This window comes from Eikenella sp. NML070372, from assembly GCF_001648415.1.
GTDB lineage: Bacteria > Pseudomonadota > Gammaproteobacteria > Burkholderiales > Neisseriaceae > Eikenella > Eikenella exigua.
Genome location: NZ_LXSN01000004.1, coordinates 409,422 through 424,187 on the forward strand (window position 1 = coordinate 409,422; position 14,766 = coordinate 424,187).

Below are 14,766 nucleotides of genomic sequence, written 5' to 3' on the forward strand. Positions count from 1 at the left end.
AAGCCCACGTTTTAGCTTCACAGAAACTCACTCCGTTCGTTTTAACTGCGTTGAAGCTCACGCTTTCAGGTAGCCTTCCTCATGAGCGCCGATTTCAAACAACAACTCAAGCTCACCGACGCCACCGCCGGCAAGCTCGCCAAGCTGCATATCCGCAGCCTGTGGGATGCCGTGCTGCACCTGCCCCTGCGCTACGAAGACGAAACCCACATCACCCCGATCAAAGACGCGCCCGTGGGCGTATCCTGCCAGGTGGAAGGCGAAGTGGCGCATCAGGAAATCCAGTTCCGCCCGCGCCGCCAGCTGATTGCCCAAATCCGCGACCAATCCGGCAGCGTGCTGCACCTGCGCTTTATCCATTTCTACCCCAGCCAGCAAAAACAGCTCGCCAAGGGCAAACGCATCCGCGCCATCGGCGAAATCCGCCACGGCTTTTTCGGCGACGAAATGGTGCACCCCAAAATCCGCGATGCCGATAGCCAAAGCCTGGCCGAGAGCCTCACCCCCGTGTATCCCACCGTGTCCGGCCTCAGCCAGCCCACGCTGCGGCGCATTATCCGCCAAGCCCTCGGGCAAACCGATTTGGCCGACACGCTACCTGAAAGCCTGCTGGCTCAACTCAAGCTGCTGCCGCTGGCCGAAAGCCTGCATCTTCTGCACGCGCCGCCGCCCGAATACAGCATCGGCCAATTGTCGGACGGCAGCCTGCCTGCCTGGCAGCGCCTCAAGTTCGACGAACTGCTGGCCCAGCAGCTTTCCATGCGCCTGGCCCGCGCACAGCGGCTCAGCGGGCAGGCCGTGCCGCTGGCGGGCGACGGCAGCCTGGCCGAGCCGCTGGTGCAGAGCCTGCCTTTTGCCCTCACCGCCGCGCAGGAGCGCGTGTTGGCCGAAATCCGCCAAGATTTGGCGCAGCCGCACCCGATGCACCGCCTGCTGCAAGGCGACGTGGGCAGCGGTAAAACCATTGTGGCCGCGCTCTCTGCGCTGGCCGCCATCGAAGCCGGCGCGCAAGTGGCCGTGATGGCACCCACCGAAATCCTTGCCGAGCAGCACCATATCAAATTCCGCCAATGGCTCGAGCCGCTGGGCATCAGTGTGGCCTGGCTTTCAGGTAGCCTCAAAAAGAAAGAAAAAGACCAAGCCAAAGCCGCGCTGGCCGACGGCCGCATCCGCCTGGCTGTGGGTACGCACGCCCTGTTTCAAGACGACGTATCCTTCCAAAACCTCGGCCTGGTGATTGTGGACGAGCAGCACCGCTTCGGCGTGGCGCAGCGCCTCGCCCTGAAAAACAAAGGCCGCGACGTGCACCAGCTGATGATGTCCGCCACCCCCATTCCGCGCACGCTGGCCATGAGCTTCTTTGCCGACCTCGATGTTTCCGTTATCGACGAGCTGCCGCCCGGCCGCACACCGATTAAGACCCGTTTGGTCAACAACATCCGCCGCCGCGAAGTGGAAGGCTTTGTGCTGGCTACCTGTAAAAAGGGGCAGCAGGCCTATTGGGTGTGCCCGCTGATTGAAGAGAGCGAAGTGCTGCAGCTGCAAACCGCCACCGATACGCTCGCCGAGCTGCAGGCCGCCCTGCCCGAGCTCACCGTCGGCCTAGTGCACGGCCGCATGAAAAGCGCGGAGAAAGCCGCCGTGATGGCTGAATTTGCCGCCGGGCGGATTCATGTGCTGGTGGCCACCACCGTGATCGAAGTGGGGGTGGACGTGCCCAATGCCGCCCTGATGGTAATCGAACACGCCGAGCGCATGGGGCTTTCCCAGCTGCACCAATTGCGCGGCCGCGTGGGGCGCGGCGCGGCGGTGTCGAGCTGCGTGCTGCTGTTTGCCGAGCCCTTGGGCGACACCGCCAAAGCCCGTCTCAAGGTAATCTACGAAAACACCGACGGCTTTGAAATCGCCCGCCAAGACCTCAACATCCGCGGCCCTGGCGAATTTCTCGGCGCCCGCCAAAGCGGCCTGCCCCTGCTGCGTTTTGCCGATTTGGAGCAAGACCTGCCCCTCTTGGAAGCCGCCCGCCGGATTGCACCCGAACTCATCGCCCGCCACCCCGATATTGTGGAAAACCACCTAGAACGCTGGCTTGCTAGCCGCGAAGGGTATTTAGGGGTATGAGCGGGGAAAGGCCACCTGAGAACGGATTCCGTTAAAATTGAAAGAAGTAGGCAAATTCAAAATATCGGTGTGGCAACACCGGCCTACAAAGGAAGTGGAGGGTAGGGAGGTGTGACCACGCTGCCGTTTGGGCGGAATTGGATGGGAGAAAAGATACTGCTACATATTTTGTCAAATTCTCACTGTATAAAGGATGGTTAAATAAATATACACCTTTTGGTTTTATTATATTTCTCGGATTATGTCGCCGATACATTAAAACTCAAAATCCTATCCTATCGGGCAGGGGTATTATTCCTGCTGCACTTCGCTTGGCGGTAACCTGCCTGCCTCTATTTCCTACGGAGCTAAAAGCATTCAGGCTGCTTTGGGTTGGTATGGCTTTCCGCTCTTCAGTACGGCAAAGCAGTAAACGGCCAATTTGCACATGATGCACAAACAATCTGCTTGCCCGTCTTTCCGGCGGCTCTCAAGCGCTCAATTAACGGCCGTCATTCCGGCATTGTGAATGTCATGACGGCTGGCATGTACAATGCCGCCCTCGCCGTCTTACCAAACAGCTCAACAAGCTGGTAAAAGTGCGGGCCTTGGGCAAAGACCGCAACGAGCTCCTGCGCCTCACCGATATTAACCACGGCTAGGTAGTGGCGTAACCGATAAGAGCTATGTGATTGAAATCACGGGCACCAGCGACAAGCTCGACAGCTTCCTCGAAACCGTACCCAAAGCCTGATTCTGGAAACCGTGCGTACCGGCGCTGCCAGCATCGGGCACGGGAAGCGCAGTTTGAAGATTTGATGTTTACTTGACCGGCGTATAGCTGAAACACATTGTTTCATACAAGACGAGCTAACGCAGTAGGAAGTGCTTTAGCTATAAAGCTGGTTGGATATTTTCAGGCAGCCTGTATGCAAAGCAGGCTACCTGAAGCCAGTAGCCGCCAAGCATACCGAAGACCAAAGTAACGATAGGGGCTTCACTTAACTGCTTTTGAATTGTTAGCGATAAGATCTTCTTATGCAAATAAAACAGAGGAAACCACTTTATCTTTGCTGGAGATTATAGTTAATGCGCAGTTTTCACTATTCCTCCATTTGTGAGGAATAGCGGAAATCCTTGCTGCAACTAGTTTGCAAGCGATAGAATCCCCATTCATTAAGGCATCCTGCCACATTTTCAATCGAGTTTTTACTGTGGATACTCCAGTTTACAACTTCTCCGCCGGCCCGGCCGTGCTGCCCGAATCCGTATTGCGTACCGCGCAAAGCGAAATGTTCGACTACAACGGCACGGGCTTTTCCGTGATGACCATGAGCCACCGCTCCGACGTGTTCATGAGCATCCTCCATCATGCCGAGCAGGATTTGCGCCAGCTCTTGAATATTCCTGATAACTATAAAGTTTTGTTTTTGCAAGGCGGCGCCAGCGCGCAGTTCAACATGACCGTGATGAACCTGAGCAACGGCTTCAAGCGCGTCGATTCCGTGGTGAGCGGCAACTGGAGCCGCATCGCCCATCAGGAAATGGGCAAATTGTCGGATGTCGATATTCATCTGGCCGCGCACGGCGGCGAAATGTTCGACTACACCGACCTGCCGCCGGTTGAGTCTTGGGATATCGACCCGGGCTCCGCCTTCGTGCATTTCGTAATCAACGAAACCGTGCACGGCCTGCAATACCGTGAAGTGCCCAAACTGGGCGCGGATATGCCGCCCTTGGTGTGCGATATGTCGAGCGAGATTCTTTCCCGCCGCATCAATGTGGCCGATTTCGGCGTGATTTATGCCGGCGCACAGAAAAACATCGGCCCTTCCGGAACCACCATCGTTATCATCCGTGAAGACCTGCTCGAGCGTTGCTCCAGCCGCGTGCCCGATGTGTGGAACTATCGTTCGCACATCGATCGCCAAGGCATGTATAACACCCCGGCCACCTATCCCATCTACATTTCCGGCCTGGTGTTCCGCTGGTTGCAGTCGCAGGGCGGGGTAGGGCAGATGGAAACCATCAACACCCTCAAAGCCAAAACCCTGTATGCCGCCATCGACAACAGCGGCGGCTTCTACCGCAACCGCGTTGCGCCTGCCGCCCGCTCCAAAATGAACGTGATCTTCACCACCGGCAACAAAGAATTGGACGAGCTTTTCGTTCAAGAATCCACCACCCGCGGCCTACGCCTGCTGGGCGGCTACAAGAGCATGGGCGGTATGCGTGCCAGTATCTACAACGCCATGCCCTTGCAAGGGGTGGAGGCGCTGATTGAATTTATGCGCGAATTTCAGAAACGCTACGGCTGAGATGTGCTTAAGCTGAAATGTGCTTAAACTGATGTGCTGAAGTGATTGTTTTTCATGCAAGGTTGGCCGACACCGTAGGAGGAGACAAGAATTTTGGTGATGGGCGTATAATGAGGCTATCTGATAATTATTTTCAAGTAGCCTCTGTTTTTACTTCGTGGAAGTCTCGTTTTAGCTCCGCAGAAACGCACTACGCTTGTTTTAACTTCGTTGAAGCTGACGCTTTCAGGTAGCCTCTTATTTGGTTTGTTTCTAGTGCGCAAACAGATAGTTTACAGGAGAACGCCATGATTAAAATCGAAAACGCCATCAGCGAAACCCTGCTGATTCCGCTCTATATGAAATACCGTGCCTCCCAGCAGGCCAATCCTATCCTCACCGACCCCGCCGCCTGCCGCTTGGTGCCGCAGATCGACTATGATTTTGCCAAGTTCGACCGTGCCAAGCCCACCCTCATCGGCACAGCCATCCGCGCCCGCTATTTCGACCGGCTCACCGCCGATTTCATCCGCTGCCAAAGCCGACCGGTGGTCGTTATCCTCGGCTGCGGGCTCGACAGCCGCCGCGAACGGCTCGGCAGCGAAGCAGACGGCGTACCGTTTTACCAGCTTGATTTAGAAGATGTGATTCAATGGCGGCGCGCCATCCTGCCGCCGCAAAGCAACGAAACCCTGATTGCCGCCTCCGCCTTCAACACTGAATGGATGGATGATTTGCATGTCCGCCACCCCGATGCCCAATTCCTGTTCGTGATTGAAGGCGTGCTGATGTATTTTCCCAACGACACGGTACGCGCCTTGTTCCAAAGCCTTGCCGCCCGTTTCCACGGTAGCGAAATCGCCTTCGATATGTGCAACCGCTGGGCGGTAAAAAACTCTGCCCGCCACGATGCCATGAGGCATGTTAGTGCCCGCTTTGAATCCTTTTGCGACAACGAACGCGAGCCGGAGAAATGGGCAGATAATCTGTGCTTCATTTCCAACAGCTATATCGTTGGCGACTTCCCTGACGAGTGGAAACGCATCGGCTTCGTCTCTAGCCTGATTATGCGCCTGGTGCGCGTTATCCGCGAAAGTAGCCGCATGTTGCACTATCGGATTGATTGAACGCGGCCTTGCCCTTTGTTTGGTGGAAATAAAGGCTACCTGAAAGCGCAAGCTTCAACGAAGTTAAAACGAGCAACGCGGGTTTATGCGCGGCTATGGTTTCAGGTAGCCTTTATCTATGGAACGGGCTAACGGTTTAATCGTCGGGATCGAATTTGGAAGAGAGGATGCGGCCGCTGCGGGCGTCCACAATCACTCCATAATCGCCACGCCGGCCGTCTAAATCCACTTCATACACACGGCGGCCGTGCCAGGTGGTGAGGTACACGTCGGTTACGCGGGCACGGGTGTGGCTGGCAGCACAGGTGCTCGAATCAAAGTTCGGAGGTTGAGGAAACCGGGAAAGGCTACTTGAAGGATATGGCGTCAATTTTAACGAGACTCTAATGTGTTCGTTTTAACTTCGTTGAAGCTTGCGCTTTCAGGTAGCCTTCTTGCTTACTGGATGCGGGTAACAGCTTTCACATCCACTTCGGTGCGGCGCCATTCTTGATCGATTTCAGCTTCGATGCGTACTTTATCGCGCGGGGTAACGTTCAGGCCACGCCATACGTCATCGTCGATTTCCACTTCGATACGGCCGCTGGCATCGCGGAAGATATAGTGTTCGTGGCGCACTTGGCGTTCGATGTAGCCTTCCAAGATAACGTAGCTGTCGTCCGGTACGCTGCGCAGGGCAGAAACGCGGATTACGGCATTTTGGGAGGCAGACGCTTGGCCATTTTCGGAGAAGCCGGCGGAAGCGGTGGCGGATACGGCTAACAGGGCGGTGAAGAGCAAAGCGTTTTTCATGGTGTTTTCCCTTATTCAAGATTGTGGTTTATCGGGCGGCAACCGGTGTTGCCTGAGTTGATGGCTCGCATTATAGGCAGGCAAGCTTAGCGGAAAATTAGGGTTGCGTGAAAAAATGTAAATTATGCAAACCGGCAAAAGCTGCCTAATAGTGGATGAATTTAAATCAGGGTGCAGCGGTATGGTTTAAATTTATCCGCTATAAAACAATCCGGCCGTATCCATTGCGGGATTCGGCCGGGCGGAACTACACGGCTTATTGTAAACCTTGAGTAAAGTTGTCCGCGGCATCCATTTCTTCGTTGCTCATGCGTTTGGCAATGTTGCTCATGATGGAGTTGGTGCGCTGGCCGCTTTGTGTAGATGCAGAGTTGGTCTACCACACAAGATTTGTGCTGACCGGCCAGGCGTGGGTAAGCCACTGTACCGTCTTTCTGGGTTTGGTTGCCCGGAATGCCCGCGCTACAGGAGCCGTGCCACGACATACATGCAGGCAAGCTACCACGATGCGTGCCTAATCTCTATTTTTATAAACGTGGTACTCTATACTAAATTTTACTTTTTGTTCGAGCTATGTCGCTTTTTAAAAACGCCAAATTTTATACCACCGTTAATCACTTAAGAGACCTACCCAATACCCTTGCCGAAATTGCTTTCGTGGGGCGCAGCAACGCCGGCAAATCCAGCGCCATCAATACGCTCACCGCCCACACCCGCCTGGCTTACGTTTCCAAAACCCCGGGCCGCACCCAGCATATCAACTTCTTCAGCCTGGCCAACGGGCACTATATGGTGGATTTGCCCGGCTACGGTTACGCCCAAGTGCCCGAAGCCGTGCGCGCACATTGGGTGCAGCTACTCGGCGGTTACCTGCAAACCCGCGCCCAGCTTATCGGGCTGGTGTTGGTGATGGACGCGCGCCATCCGCTCAAGGAGCTGGACAAGCAAATGCTGGAATTTTTTGCCAGCACCGGCAAACCTGTGCATATTTTGTTGTCGAAAGCCGACAAACTTTCCAAAAACGAGCAGATTAAAACCCTCGCTGCCGTGCGCCGCGCCCTCCAACCTTTTGCCGAGCGGCAAGCGGTAGGGGTGCAACTGTTTTCCAGCCTGAAAAAACAGGGTATGGAGGAAGTGGATGCCGTGGTGGCTGCATGGTTTGCGCAATGGGAGGTGGAGCATGCCCTGCCGGAGAGCGAACAGGTTGCCGAAAACGGAGAAGAGGCTACCTGAAACATGAAGCAGCCGGAAACCGATTGGTTTTAGTTGCAGCAATGAATTTCCTATAGTGTGAAGCGGTGCTGTATGAAATATTGCAGCTGGATCTCACAAAAGAACGAAATCAGCTTTTCAGGTAGCCTCAGTTATGGCTACCTGAAAAGCTGCTAAAGCAGCAGCAACAGGCTGGCTGAAAGCCGCATGGCTTAAACTTTCCCAACAGTATTTCAGGTTATAATCCGCCGCATGCAAAACTCTCTCTCTCTCTTTCTCAACGGCGAAGCCGCCACTGAAGCCTTCGGCAACCGCATCGCGCCCGATTTGGCCGCACCGCTGGCGGTGTGGCTGGAAGGCGATTTGGGTGCCGGCAAAACTACGCTGGTGCGCGCTATTTTGCGCCGGCTAGGGCATGCGGGCGCAGTGAAAAGTCCCACTTATGCCATTGTGGAAAGCTACCGGCCAAACGGCCTGGCGGTAAACCATTTCGATTTATACCGCTTTGCCGCGCCGGAAGAGTGGGAAGATGCCGGGCTGGGCGAACTGTTTGCCGAGCCCTCCCTCCATTTCATCGAATGGCCGCAACGCGCCGAGGGCTTCGTGCCCGCAGCCGATTTGCGTATCGCCCTGCACAACAGCGGCAGCGGCCGTGTCTGCACCCTTTCCGCCGATTCTGAAAACGGCAAGCAACTCATCGAATTATGGCAAAACTTACCCGCCGAACTTTCCTAAGCAGCGGTGCCGGCCTGCTGCTCCTGAGCATTGTGCCCACGGGCGAAGCACACGGCACGCCGCAGTTTGTGGCCGTGCGCATTTGGCCGGCCTCTTCCTACACCCGCGCCACGCTCGAATCCACCCGCCCTCTGCAACATAAATACTTCCTGCTGGACAACCCGCGCCGCCTGGTGGTGGACATTCAAGGCGCGAGCCTCGATAGCGTGGTGCAGAGCCTGCCGCAGAAGCTCAGCCGCAGCGACCCTTATGTGGCCGGCATCCGCGTGGGGCAGTTCAACCCCGACACCATCCGCGTGGTGATGGATTTGAAAACCGCCGTGAACCCGCAAGTGTTCGCACTCACGCCGGTGGCCAATTTCAAACACCGCCTGGTGATCGACCTCTATCCCACCCAGGCTGTGGCGCTGGCGCAGGAAGCTAATGATCCGCTGATGGCGCTCCTGCAAGACTACACCAATGGCCGTATCCGCCAAGACGGCACCGCCACCGCGCAGGCGCAAACCACCAGCGTGCCGCCGGTGCAAAACCATGCCGGCGGCAACCGGCGCGGCAACCGCAAGCTGGTGGTGATGCTCGATCCCGGCCACGGCGGCGAAGATTCCGGCGCGGTCGGCCCCAGCGGCCTGCGCGAAAAAGACGTGGTGCTTTCGATTGCGCGCGAAGCCAAACGCGAAATGGAGCGGCTCGGCTATCAGGTGTACATGACGCGCAACGAAGACGTGTTTATTCCACTGGGCGTGCGCGTGGCCAAGGCGCGCAGCCGCAAAGCCGATATTTTCATTTCGATTCATGCTGATGCCTTCACTACGCCGCAGCCGCGCGGCACCGGCGTGTATGCCTTAAGCCGGGGCCGAGCCACCAGTGCCGCCGCCCGCCGGCTGGCGCAATCGCAAAACGCCTCCGACCAAATCGGCGGTATCCGCGTGAGCGGCAACCGGCAGGTGGACCACACGCTGTTTGATTTGGTGCAAACCGCTACCATCAACGACAGCCGGCGCCTGGGCAAATCGGTGCTTGACGAAATGGGCAAAATTAACCGGCTGCACAAAGGCCATGTCGATCAGGCTGGCTTTGCCGTGCTCAAAGCGCCGGATATTCCGTCTATCCTGGTGGAAACCGCCTTTATCTCCAACCCCACCGAAGAGCGGATGCTGGCCAGCAGCCAGTTCCGTCAAAAAGCCGCCCGCGCCATTGCCGCCGGTGCACAGCAATATTTGGCTACGGCAGCGGTGGCAAGGCGTTAGGTGCTTGTCCGGCATGCTTTAAAGGCTACCTGAAAAGGCAAACCCGTTTGTAGAGGCAGATGGGTTTGTTTTTTCAGGTAGCCTTTGCATTCGCGCCGGGTTGGCTGCCTGTGCTACACTTCGTGCATTGTTTGTTTGCTTGGAAACTATGATGAAATTGAAATTTGCCCCCGCTTTAGCCGTTTTGTTTGTGTTGGCCGCATGCAGCAGCGAGCAGCCGATTACGCCTGTGCCGGAGGCACAGAAGGCGGTGCCGGAAGCATCGACCTTGCCGGTGTCGGAAACCGGGTTCAGCCAAAATGCCGAGGTGCAGCGTTTTATCCGGCAGCAGGCCGGATTGGGCGTGATGGGCGAAGGGCAGTTGCAGCAGTTTTTCGCGCAGTCGGTGTATAAGGGCAATATTGTCAACATCATGAACCGCCCCGGCACGTCGCGCCCGTGGTATGAGTTCCGCAGCGGCAATGCCGGCGCGGGCAGAATCAACGGCGGCCGCCGCTTTTACCAGCAATACCGCCAAGTGCTCGACCAAGTGGCGCGCGAATACGGCGTGCCGGCAGAAGTATTGGTGGCGATTGTGGGCATTGAAACGAACTACGGCAGCAATATGGGCAGCTTCCGCCTGGCCGATTCGCTGCCCACGCTGGCGTTCGGCTACCCGCGCCGTGGCGAGTTTTTCCAGCAGGAGCTGCATGAATTCCTGCTGATGGCCAAAGAAGAAGGGCGCGATCCGTTCAGTTTCACCGGCAGCTATGCCGGGGCGATGGGGATGCCGCAGTTTATACCGTCGAGCTACCGCAAATGGGCGGTGGATTACGATGGCGACGGCCAGCGCAACATTTGGGGTAGCGTGCCGGATGTGGCGGCTTCGGTGGCGAACTATCTGAAGGCACACGGCTGGCAGCGCGGCGGCAAAGTGATGGTGCCGGTGTCGATGGTGCCTACGCCGGAATTGCTGGCGCTGATTGATGAAAAAACCGCGCTGAATAAAACCGTGGGCGAGTTGCGGCGGATGGGGGTAACGCCGCTGGAGGAAGTGGCCGACCACGAAAAAGCCGTGCTGTTCCGCCTGGAAACCGCGCCCGGCCAGTATGATTACTATATCGGCCTCAACAATTTCTTCGCCGTTTGGCAATACAACCACAGCCGCCTGTATGTGAGCGCGGTGCGCGAAATTGCCAACGGCGTGGGCGGCGGCAAGCTGTAAGCCCCGTTGTAATAGAGGCTACCTGAAAAGCAATCAACTGTTTTCAGGTAGCCTTTTCCGTTACAATACGCCACTCAAAAAATTCAGCCAAGAAAGCACACACCATGCCCAAAGTAACCGTCTTGCCGCACAGCGAATTGTGCCCCGAAGGCAAAATCATCGAAAACGCCCCCGAAGGCGAAAGCATTTGCAGCCTGCTGCTCGACAACGGCATCGAAATCGAGCATGCCTGCGAGCAATCCTGCGCCTGCACCACCTGCCATGTGATCGTGCGCCAAGGCTTCGACAGCCTGGAAGAACCGAGCGAAATCGAAGAAGACCTGCTCGACCAAGCCTGGGGCTTGGAAGCCGAATCGCGCTTGAGCTGCCAGGCCAAAGTGGCCGGCGAAGATTTGGTGGTGGAAATTCCCAAATACACCATCAACCACGCCCGTGAACATCATTAAGCCTGGCGCTCCCCAGCCGCCGGCCGTACACATCTAGTTTCAGGTAGCCTCATCATGAAATGGACCGACACCCAACGCATTGCCGAAGAACTCTTCGACCGCCATCCCGACATCGACCCGAAAACCGTCCGCTTCACCCAGCTGCGCCAGCTCATCCTCGATTTGCCCGAGTTTGATGACGACCCGCAGCGTTGCGGCGAGCGCATCCTCGAAGCCGTACAACAGGCTTGGATAGACGAAGCCGAGTAAGCAGCCAGCCAATATAGTGGATTAACAAAAACCAGTACGGCGTTGCCTCGCCTTGCCGTACTCCCCGTACTGCCTGCGGATTCGTCGCCTTGTCCTGATTTTTGTTAATCCACTGTATTTCAATTCCGTTGAAGCGCATATTTTCAGGTAGCCTCACTATCGATGCAGGCTACCTGAAAAATTCATTCCGAAAGCAAACGCCATGAAAATCGCCACTTGGAACGTAAACTCCCTCAAAGTGCGCCTGCCGCACGTGAGCGACTGGCTGATTCAGCATCAGCCCGACGTGCTCTGCCTGCAAGAGCTCAAACTGGATCAAGACCAGTTCCCGCTTTCCGCCTTCGAAATGCTCGGCTACCGCGCCGTGTGGAGCGGGCAGAAAACCTACAACGGCGTGGCCATCCTCAGCAAAGAAGAAGCGCAAGACGTGCACACCGGCCTGCCCGCCCTGCCCAACGACCCGCAGCGGCGCGTGATTGCCGCCACCATCGGCGGCGTGCGCGTGGTGGACGTATATTGCGTGAACGGCGAAGCCGTGGGTAGCGAGAAATTTGCCTATAAGCAGCAATGGTTTGCCGCGCTGGCCGAATTTATCCGCAGCGAATTGGCTCAATACCCGGAATTGGTGCTGCTCGGTGATTTCAACATCGCCCCCGCCGATTTGGATGTGTACGACCCCGAAAAATGGCAGGGTAAAATCCTCTGCTCCGCCGAAGAGCGCGCCTGGTTTCAAACCCTGCTCGACCTCGGCCTCACCGACGGCCTGCGCCGCCTGCACCCCGCCGAACCGCTCTACACCTGGTGGGACTACCGCATGAATATGTTCCGCCGCAAACTCGGCCTGCGCATCGACCACATCCTCGCCAGCCAAGCCCTGCTGCCACGCCTTACCGCCGCCGGCGTAGATACCGCCCCGCGCGCGCTGGAACGCCCCAGCGACCATGCCCCGGTGTGGGCGGAGTTTGAATAGCACATCGTTGCCGCAATAGAAAAGGCTACCTGAAAGCAATGCCTTGGCGAAACTGAGGTTGGGCTTTCAGGTAGCCTTTTGCATCGAAATCGGAGTGGGGGGTGGGTTGGAAACCCAACATGTCTGGGCTATTTTCATTGTGTTGGGTTACGCCGTAAATGGCTAACCCAACCTACACATACTACTACACTCGGTAAAATGATGATGTTGTATTAGCAATAGTTAATTGGATATAGGAGAAATCACTGTACTGCTGGATTGGGTATTACCAGATTGGATATTGCTGGGTTTGGTGCACTGGAACTGGACACTGTGTCTATATAAATCGCAGGTAAATATACCGTGTCCAGGTTCAACGCATGAGGTTTTCACATAATCAAAAGGTTCGGCATCTTGGTAGCCCCATACTGAGCACCGTGTAACTGCTAATTGCTTTACTCTGCTATCGACAGGTTTCTCTTTATCGAGCGGGCTGCGGTCATAGGATAATTGGATGAAACCATCAGCCCGGCTACCGCCTGATGCGCCCCAATCGGTTGTTCTACTTTGAGCCACCATTGCGCCGATACAGCCTGATAATGATGTGGTTAACAGGATAAGAGCGGAAAGTCTTAGAATACTTGATTTGATTGGAGACATAGCTAGCCTCTGGGTCTTAAGTAAATAGGTTTAATTATTGGTTGCATAAGGAAGTTCAGAATAAACTATTCTTATTAAAATTTTAACTTCGTTCTTTTTCTTTTACAAATTTCTTTGTTTTATATGGATAAGTTGTTGTTTGTGAAAAAAGGTAAGCGGGTGGCAGCAGGTAGGTTGGGTTGTAAACACAACATTATCCAGGCTATTTCCATTGGTTTGGGCTACTTGTTATACATGAAAAAGGCTACCTGAAAATGTGAGCTTTGCAGAAATTCGCTCCGCTTATTTTCAGGTAGCCTTTTTGCATCAAAATCAGAGCGGGCGGGGCTTACGGTTGCATCGTCCAAGCCACGCTGCCGCCGGCACGCATGGGGACGAGTTGCCCGCCGTTGCCGATAGGGAAGCTGTTGGGCACGGTTTGCGCTTGTTTCACCAGGGTGATGGTGTCGGTGTTTTCCGGCAGGCCGTAGAAGCGGGCGCCGTTTTTCGAGGCGAAGGCTTCGAGTTTGCCGAGCGCGCCGATTTGCTCGAAGGCTTCGGCGTAGAGTTCGATGGCGGTGGCGGCGCTGAACATGCCGGCGCAGCCGCAGGCGTTTTCCTTGGCGTGTTGCGGGTGCGGCGCGGAGTCGGTGCCGAGGAAGAATTTGTGCGATTGCGCGCCGGATACGGCTTCGAGCAGGGCTTGGCGGTGGCTTTCGCGTTTGAGCACGGGCAGGCAGTAGTGGTGCGGGTGCACGCCGCCCACCAAGAGGTCGTTGCGGTTGAGCAGCAGGTGCTGCGGGGTAACGCTGGCGGCGAGGTTTTCGCCGCTTTGGCACACGAGGCGGGCGGCTTCGGCGGTGGTGATGTGTTCAAACACGGTTTTGAGGCCGGGCACTTTATCCAGCACGGGCAGGAGGATGCGTTCGATGAATGCGGCTTCGCGGTCGAAGATGTCGATGGCCGGATCGGTTACTTCGCCGTGCACCAGGAAACGCATATCTTGGGCAGCAATTTCTTCGAGCACGGGCAGGAGTTTGAACAGGTCGGTTACGCCGCTGTCGGAATTGGTGGTGGCGCCGGCGGGGTAGAGTTTGAAGGCAACGATGCCGGCGGCTTTGGCTTCCTGCACCAGGGCGGGGGTGGCGTGGTCGGTGAGATAGAGCGTCATCAGCGGTTGGAAGCGGCTGCCGGCGGGCAGGGCGGCGAGGATGCGTTCGCGGTAAGCCAAGGCGTCGGCCACGCCAACCACCGGGGGCTTGAGGTTGGGCATGATCACGGCGCGGCCCATCTGGCGGGCGGTGTGCGGCAAAACGTGGCGCAGGGTGTCGCCGTCGCGCAGGTGCAGGTGCATGTCGTCGGGGCGGAGGAGGGTGAGGGTTTGCATGGTAGGGGCTTTCGTGATTTGGAGCGTTATATTTTCAGGTAGCCTTTGGATGCTGGGCGGATAAGGCTACCTGAAACCGTGTTGCAAGATTGGTTAAAACGATATTGCGGCGAAGCCGGGTTATTTGTGTTGGATCACCAAAACGAACACGCCGTTATCCGTACCGGAAGCGAGCAGCTGGTGGCCGGTTTGGCGGCAGAAGGCGGCGAAGTCGTCGGGGGCACCGGGGTCGGTGGCGCGCACGGAGAGTATCTGCCCGGCTTCCAAAGTGGCCAGCGCTTTTTTGGCGCGGAGGATGGGCAAAGGGCATTTGAGGCCGCTGAGGTCGAGCTCCAGGGTGGGGGACATGATGGTGGTTTCTATATGGTTGGGTGGGAGTGGA

General features: G+C 56.4%; 15 protein-coding genes and 1 pseudogene. 11 read left to right on the forward strand and 5 right to left on the reverse strand.

Annotated features, from left to right (window positions below):
- Positions 1 to 81 precede the first annotated feature (81 nt).
- The 4 genes and pseudogenes from recG (at position 82) to A7P97_RS03795 (ending at position 5,524) form a co-directional block, all read left to right on the forward strand.
- Positions 82 to 2,121 carry an ATP-dependent DNA helicase RecG gene (gene recG, locus A7P97_RS03785; RefSeq protein ID WP_067530452.1) on the forward strand — a complete coding sequence of 680 codons (2,040 nt, stop codon included), beginning with the start codon at positions 82 to 84 and terminating at the stop codon, positions 2,119 to 2,121.
- 545 nt (positions 2,122 to 2,666) lie between these two features.
- Positions 2,667 to 2,919, forward strand: a pseudogene (locus A7P97_RS09635) (acetolactate synthase small subunit); the annotation flags it as partial.
- Between the two features lie 395 nt (positions 2,920 to 3,314).
- A complete protein-coding gene (gene serC, locus A7P97_RS03790; RefSeq protein ID WP_067530453.1) occupies positions 3,315 to 4,418 on the forward strand; it encodes a 3-phosphoserine/phosphohydroxythreonine transaminase in 1,104 nt (367 codons plus the stop codon).
- 287 nt (positions 4,419 to 4,705) lie between these two features.
- On the forward strand, positions 4,706 to 5,524 hold the full coding sequence (locus A7P97_RS03795; RefSeq protein WP_067530454.1) for a class I SAM-dependent methyltransferase: 819 nt from the start codon (positions 4,706 to 4,708) through the stop codon (positions 5,522 to 5,524).
- Positions 5,525 to 5,660: 136 nt separating this feature from the next.
- Here the strand turns inward: A7P97_RS03795 and A7P97_RS10600 are convergent, their stop codons facing one another.
- Both A7P97_RS10600 and A7P97_RS03800 read right to left on the reverse strand, forming a co-directional pair.
- Positions 5,661 to 5,792, reverse strand: coding sequence for a PepSY domain-containing protein (locus A7P97_RS10600; RefSeq protein WP_231865637.1), 132 nt, complete (start codon positions 5,790 to 5,792; stop codon positions 5,661 to 5,663).
- A 170-nt stretch (positions 5,793 to 5,962) separates the two neighbouring features.
- Positions 5,963 to 6,316: a YgiW/YdeI family stress tolerance OB fold protein gene (locus tag A7P97_RS03800; protein WP_067530455.1), complete on the reverse strand. Its 354-nt coding sequence runs from the start codon at positions 6,314 to 6,316 to the stop codon at positions 5,963 to 5,965.
- Between the two features lie 573 nt (positions 6,317 to 6,889).
- Here A7P97_RS03800 and yihA point away from each other — a divergent pair.
- The 7 genes from yihA (at position 6,890) to xth (ending at position 12,379) form a co-directional block, all read left to right on the forward strand.
- Positions 6,890 to 7,549, forward strand: coding sequence for a ribosome biogenesis GTP-binding protein YihA/YsxC (gene yihA, locus A7P97_RS03805; protein ID WP_067530456.1), 660 nt, complete (start codon positions 6,890 to 6,892; stop codon positions 7,547 to 7,549).
- Between the two features lie 231 nt (positions 7,550 to 7,780).
- Positions 7,781 to 8,263 carry a tRNA (adenosine(37)-N6)-threonylcarbamoyltransferase complex ATPase subunit type 1 TsaE gene (gene tsaE / locus A7P97_RS03810; RefSeq protein ID WP_067530457.1) on the forward strand — a complete coding sequence of 161 codons (483 nt, stop codon included), beginning with the start codon at positions 7,781 to 7,783 and terminating at the stop codon, positions 8,261 to 8,263.
- Positions 8,233 to 9,510 carry an N-acetylmuramoyl-L-alanine amidase gene (locus tag A7P97_RS03815; RefSeq protein ID WP_067530458.1) on the forward strand — a complete coding sequence of 426 codons (1,278 nt, stop codon included), beginning with the start codon at positions 8,233 to 8,235 and terminating at the stop codon, positions 9,508 to 9,510. The genes tsaE and A7P97_RS03815 overlap by 31 nt, the downstream gene beginning before the upstream one ends.
- 148 nt (positions 9,511 to 9,658) lie before the next feature.
- Positions 9,659 to 10,714: a lytic murein transglycosylase B gene (gene mltB, locus A7P97_RS03820; RefSeq protein ID WP_156497477.1), complete on the forward strand. Its 1,056-nt coding sequence runs from the start codon at positions 9,659 to 9,661 to the stop codon at positions 10,712 to 10,714.
- 104 nt (positions 10,715 to 10,818) lie between these two features.
- Positions 10,819 to 11,160, forward strand: coding sequence for an ISC system 2Fe-2S type ferredoxin (gene fdx, locus A7P97_RS03825; RefSeq protein ID WP_003822051.1), 342 nt, complete (start codon positions 10,819 to 10,821; stop codon positions 11,158 to 11,160).
- 54 nt (positions 11,161 to 11,214) lie between these two features.
- The gene (gene iscX / locus A7P97_RS03830) at positions 11,215 to 11,409 is read left to right on the forward strand and encodes a Fe-S cluster assembly protein IscX (protein WP_003822048.1); all 195 of its coding nucleotides are present in this window, start codon (positions 11,215 to 11,217) and stop codon (positions 11,407 to 11,409) included.
- 202 nt (positions 11,410 to 11,611) lie between these two features.
- On the forward strand, positions 11,612 to 12,379 hold the full coding sequence (gene xth, locus A7P97_RS03835) for an exodeoxyribonuclease III (protein WP_067530460.1): 768 nt from the start codon (positions 11,612 to 11,614) through the stop codon (positions 12,377 to 12,379).
- 222 nt (positions 12,380 to 12,601) lie between these two features.
- Here the strand turns inward: xth and yecR are convergent, their stop codons facing one another.
- From yecR to A7P97_RS03845, 3 genes are all read right to left on the reverse strand, one after another.
- Complete coding sequence (yecR, locus tag A7P97_RS09645) at positions 12,602 to 13,018, reverse strand: YecR family lipoprotein (protein ID WP_082887590.1); 417 nt, start codon at positions 13,016 to 13,018, stop codon at positions 12,602 to 12,604.
- Between the two features lie 328 nt (positions 13,019 to 13,346).
- Positions 13,347 to 14,384, reverse strand: a complete 1,038-nt coding sequence (gene pyrC, locus A7P97_RS03840) for a dihydroorotase (RefSeq protein WP_067530461.1) — start codon at positions 14,382 to 14,384, stop codon at positions 13,347 to 13,349.
- A gap of 120 nt (positions 14,385 to 14,504) precedes the next feature.
- Positions 14,505 to 14,732 carry a sulfurtransferase TusA family protein gene (locus A7P97_RS03845; RefSeq protein WP_067530462.1) on the reverse strand — a complete coding sequence of 76 codons (228 nt, stop codon included), beginning with the start codon at positions 14,730 to 14,732 and terminating at the stop codon, positions 14,505 to 14,507.
- Between the last annotated feature and the right edge of the window lie 34 nt (positions 14,733 to 14,766).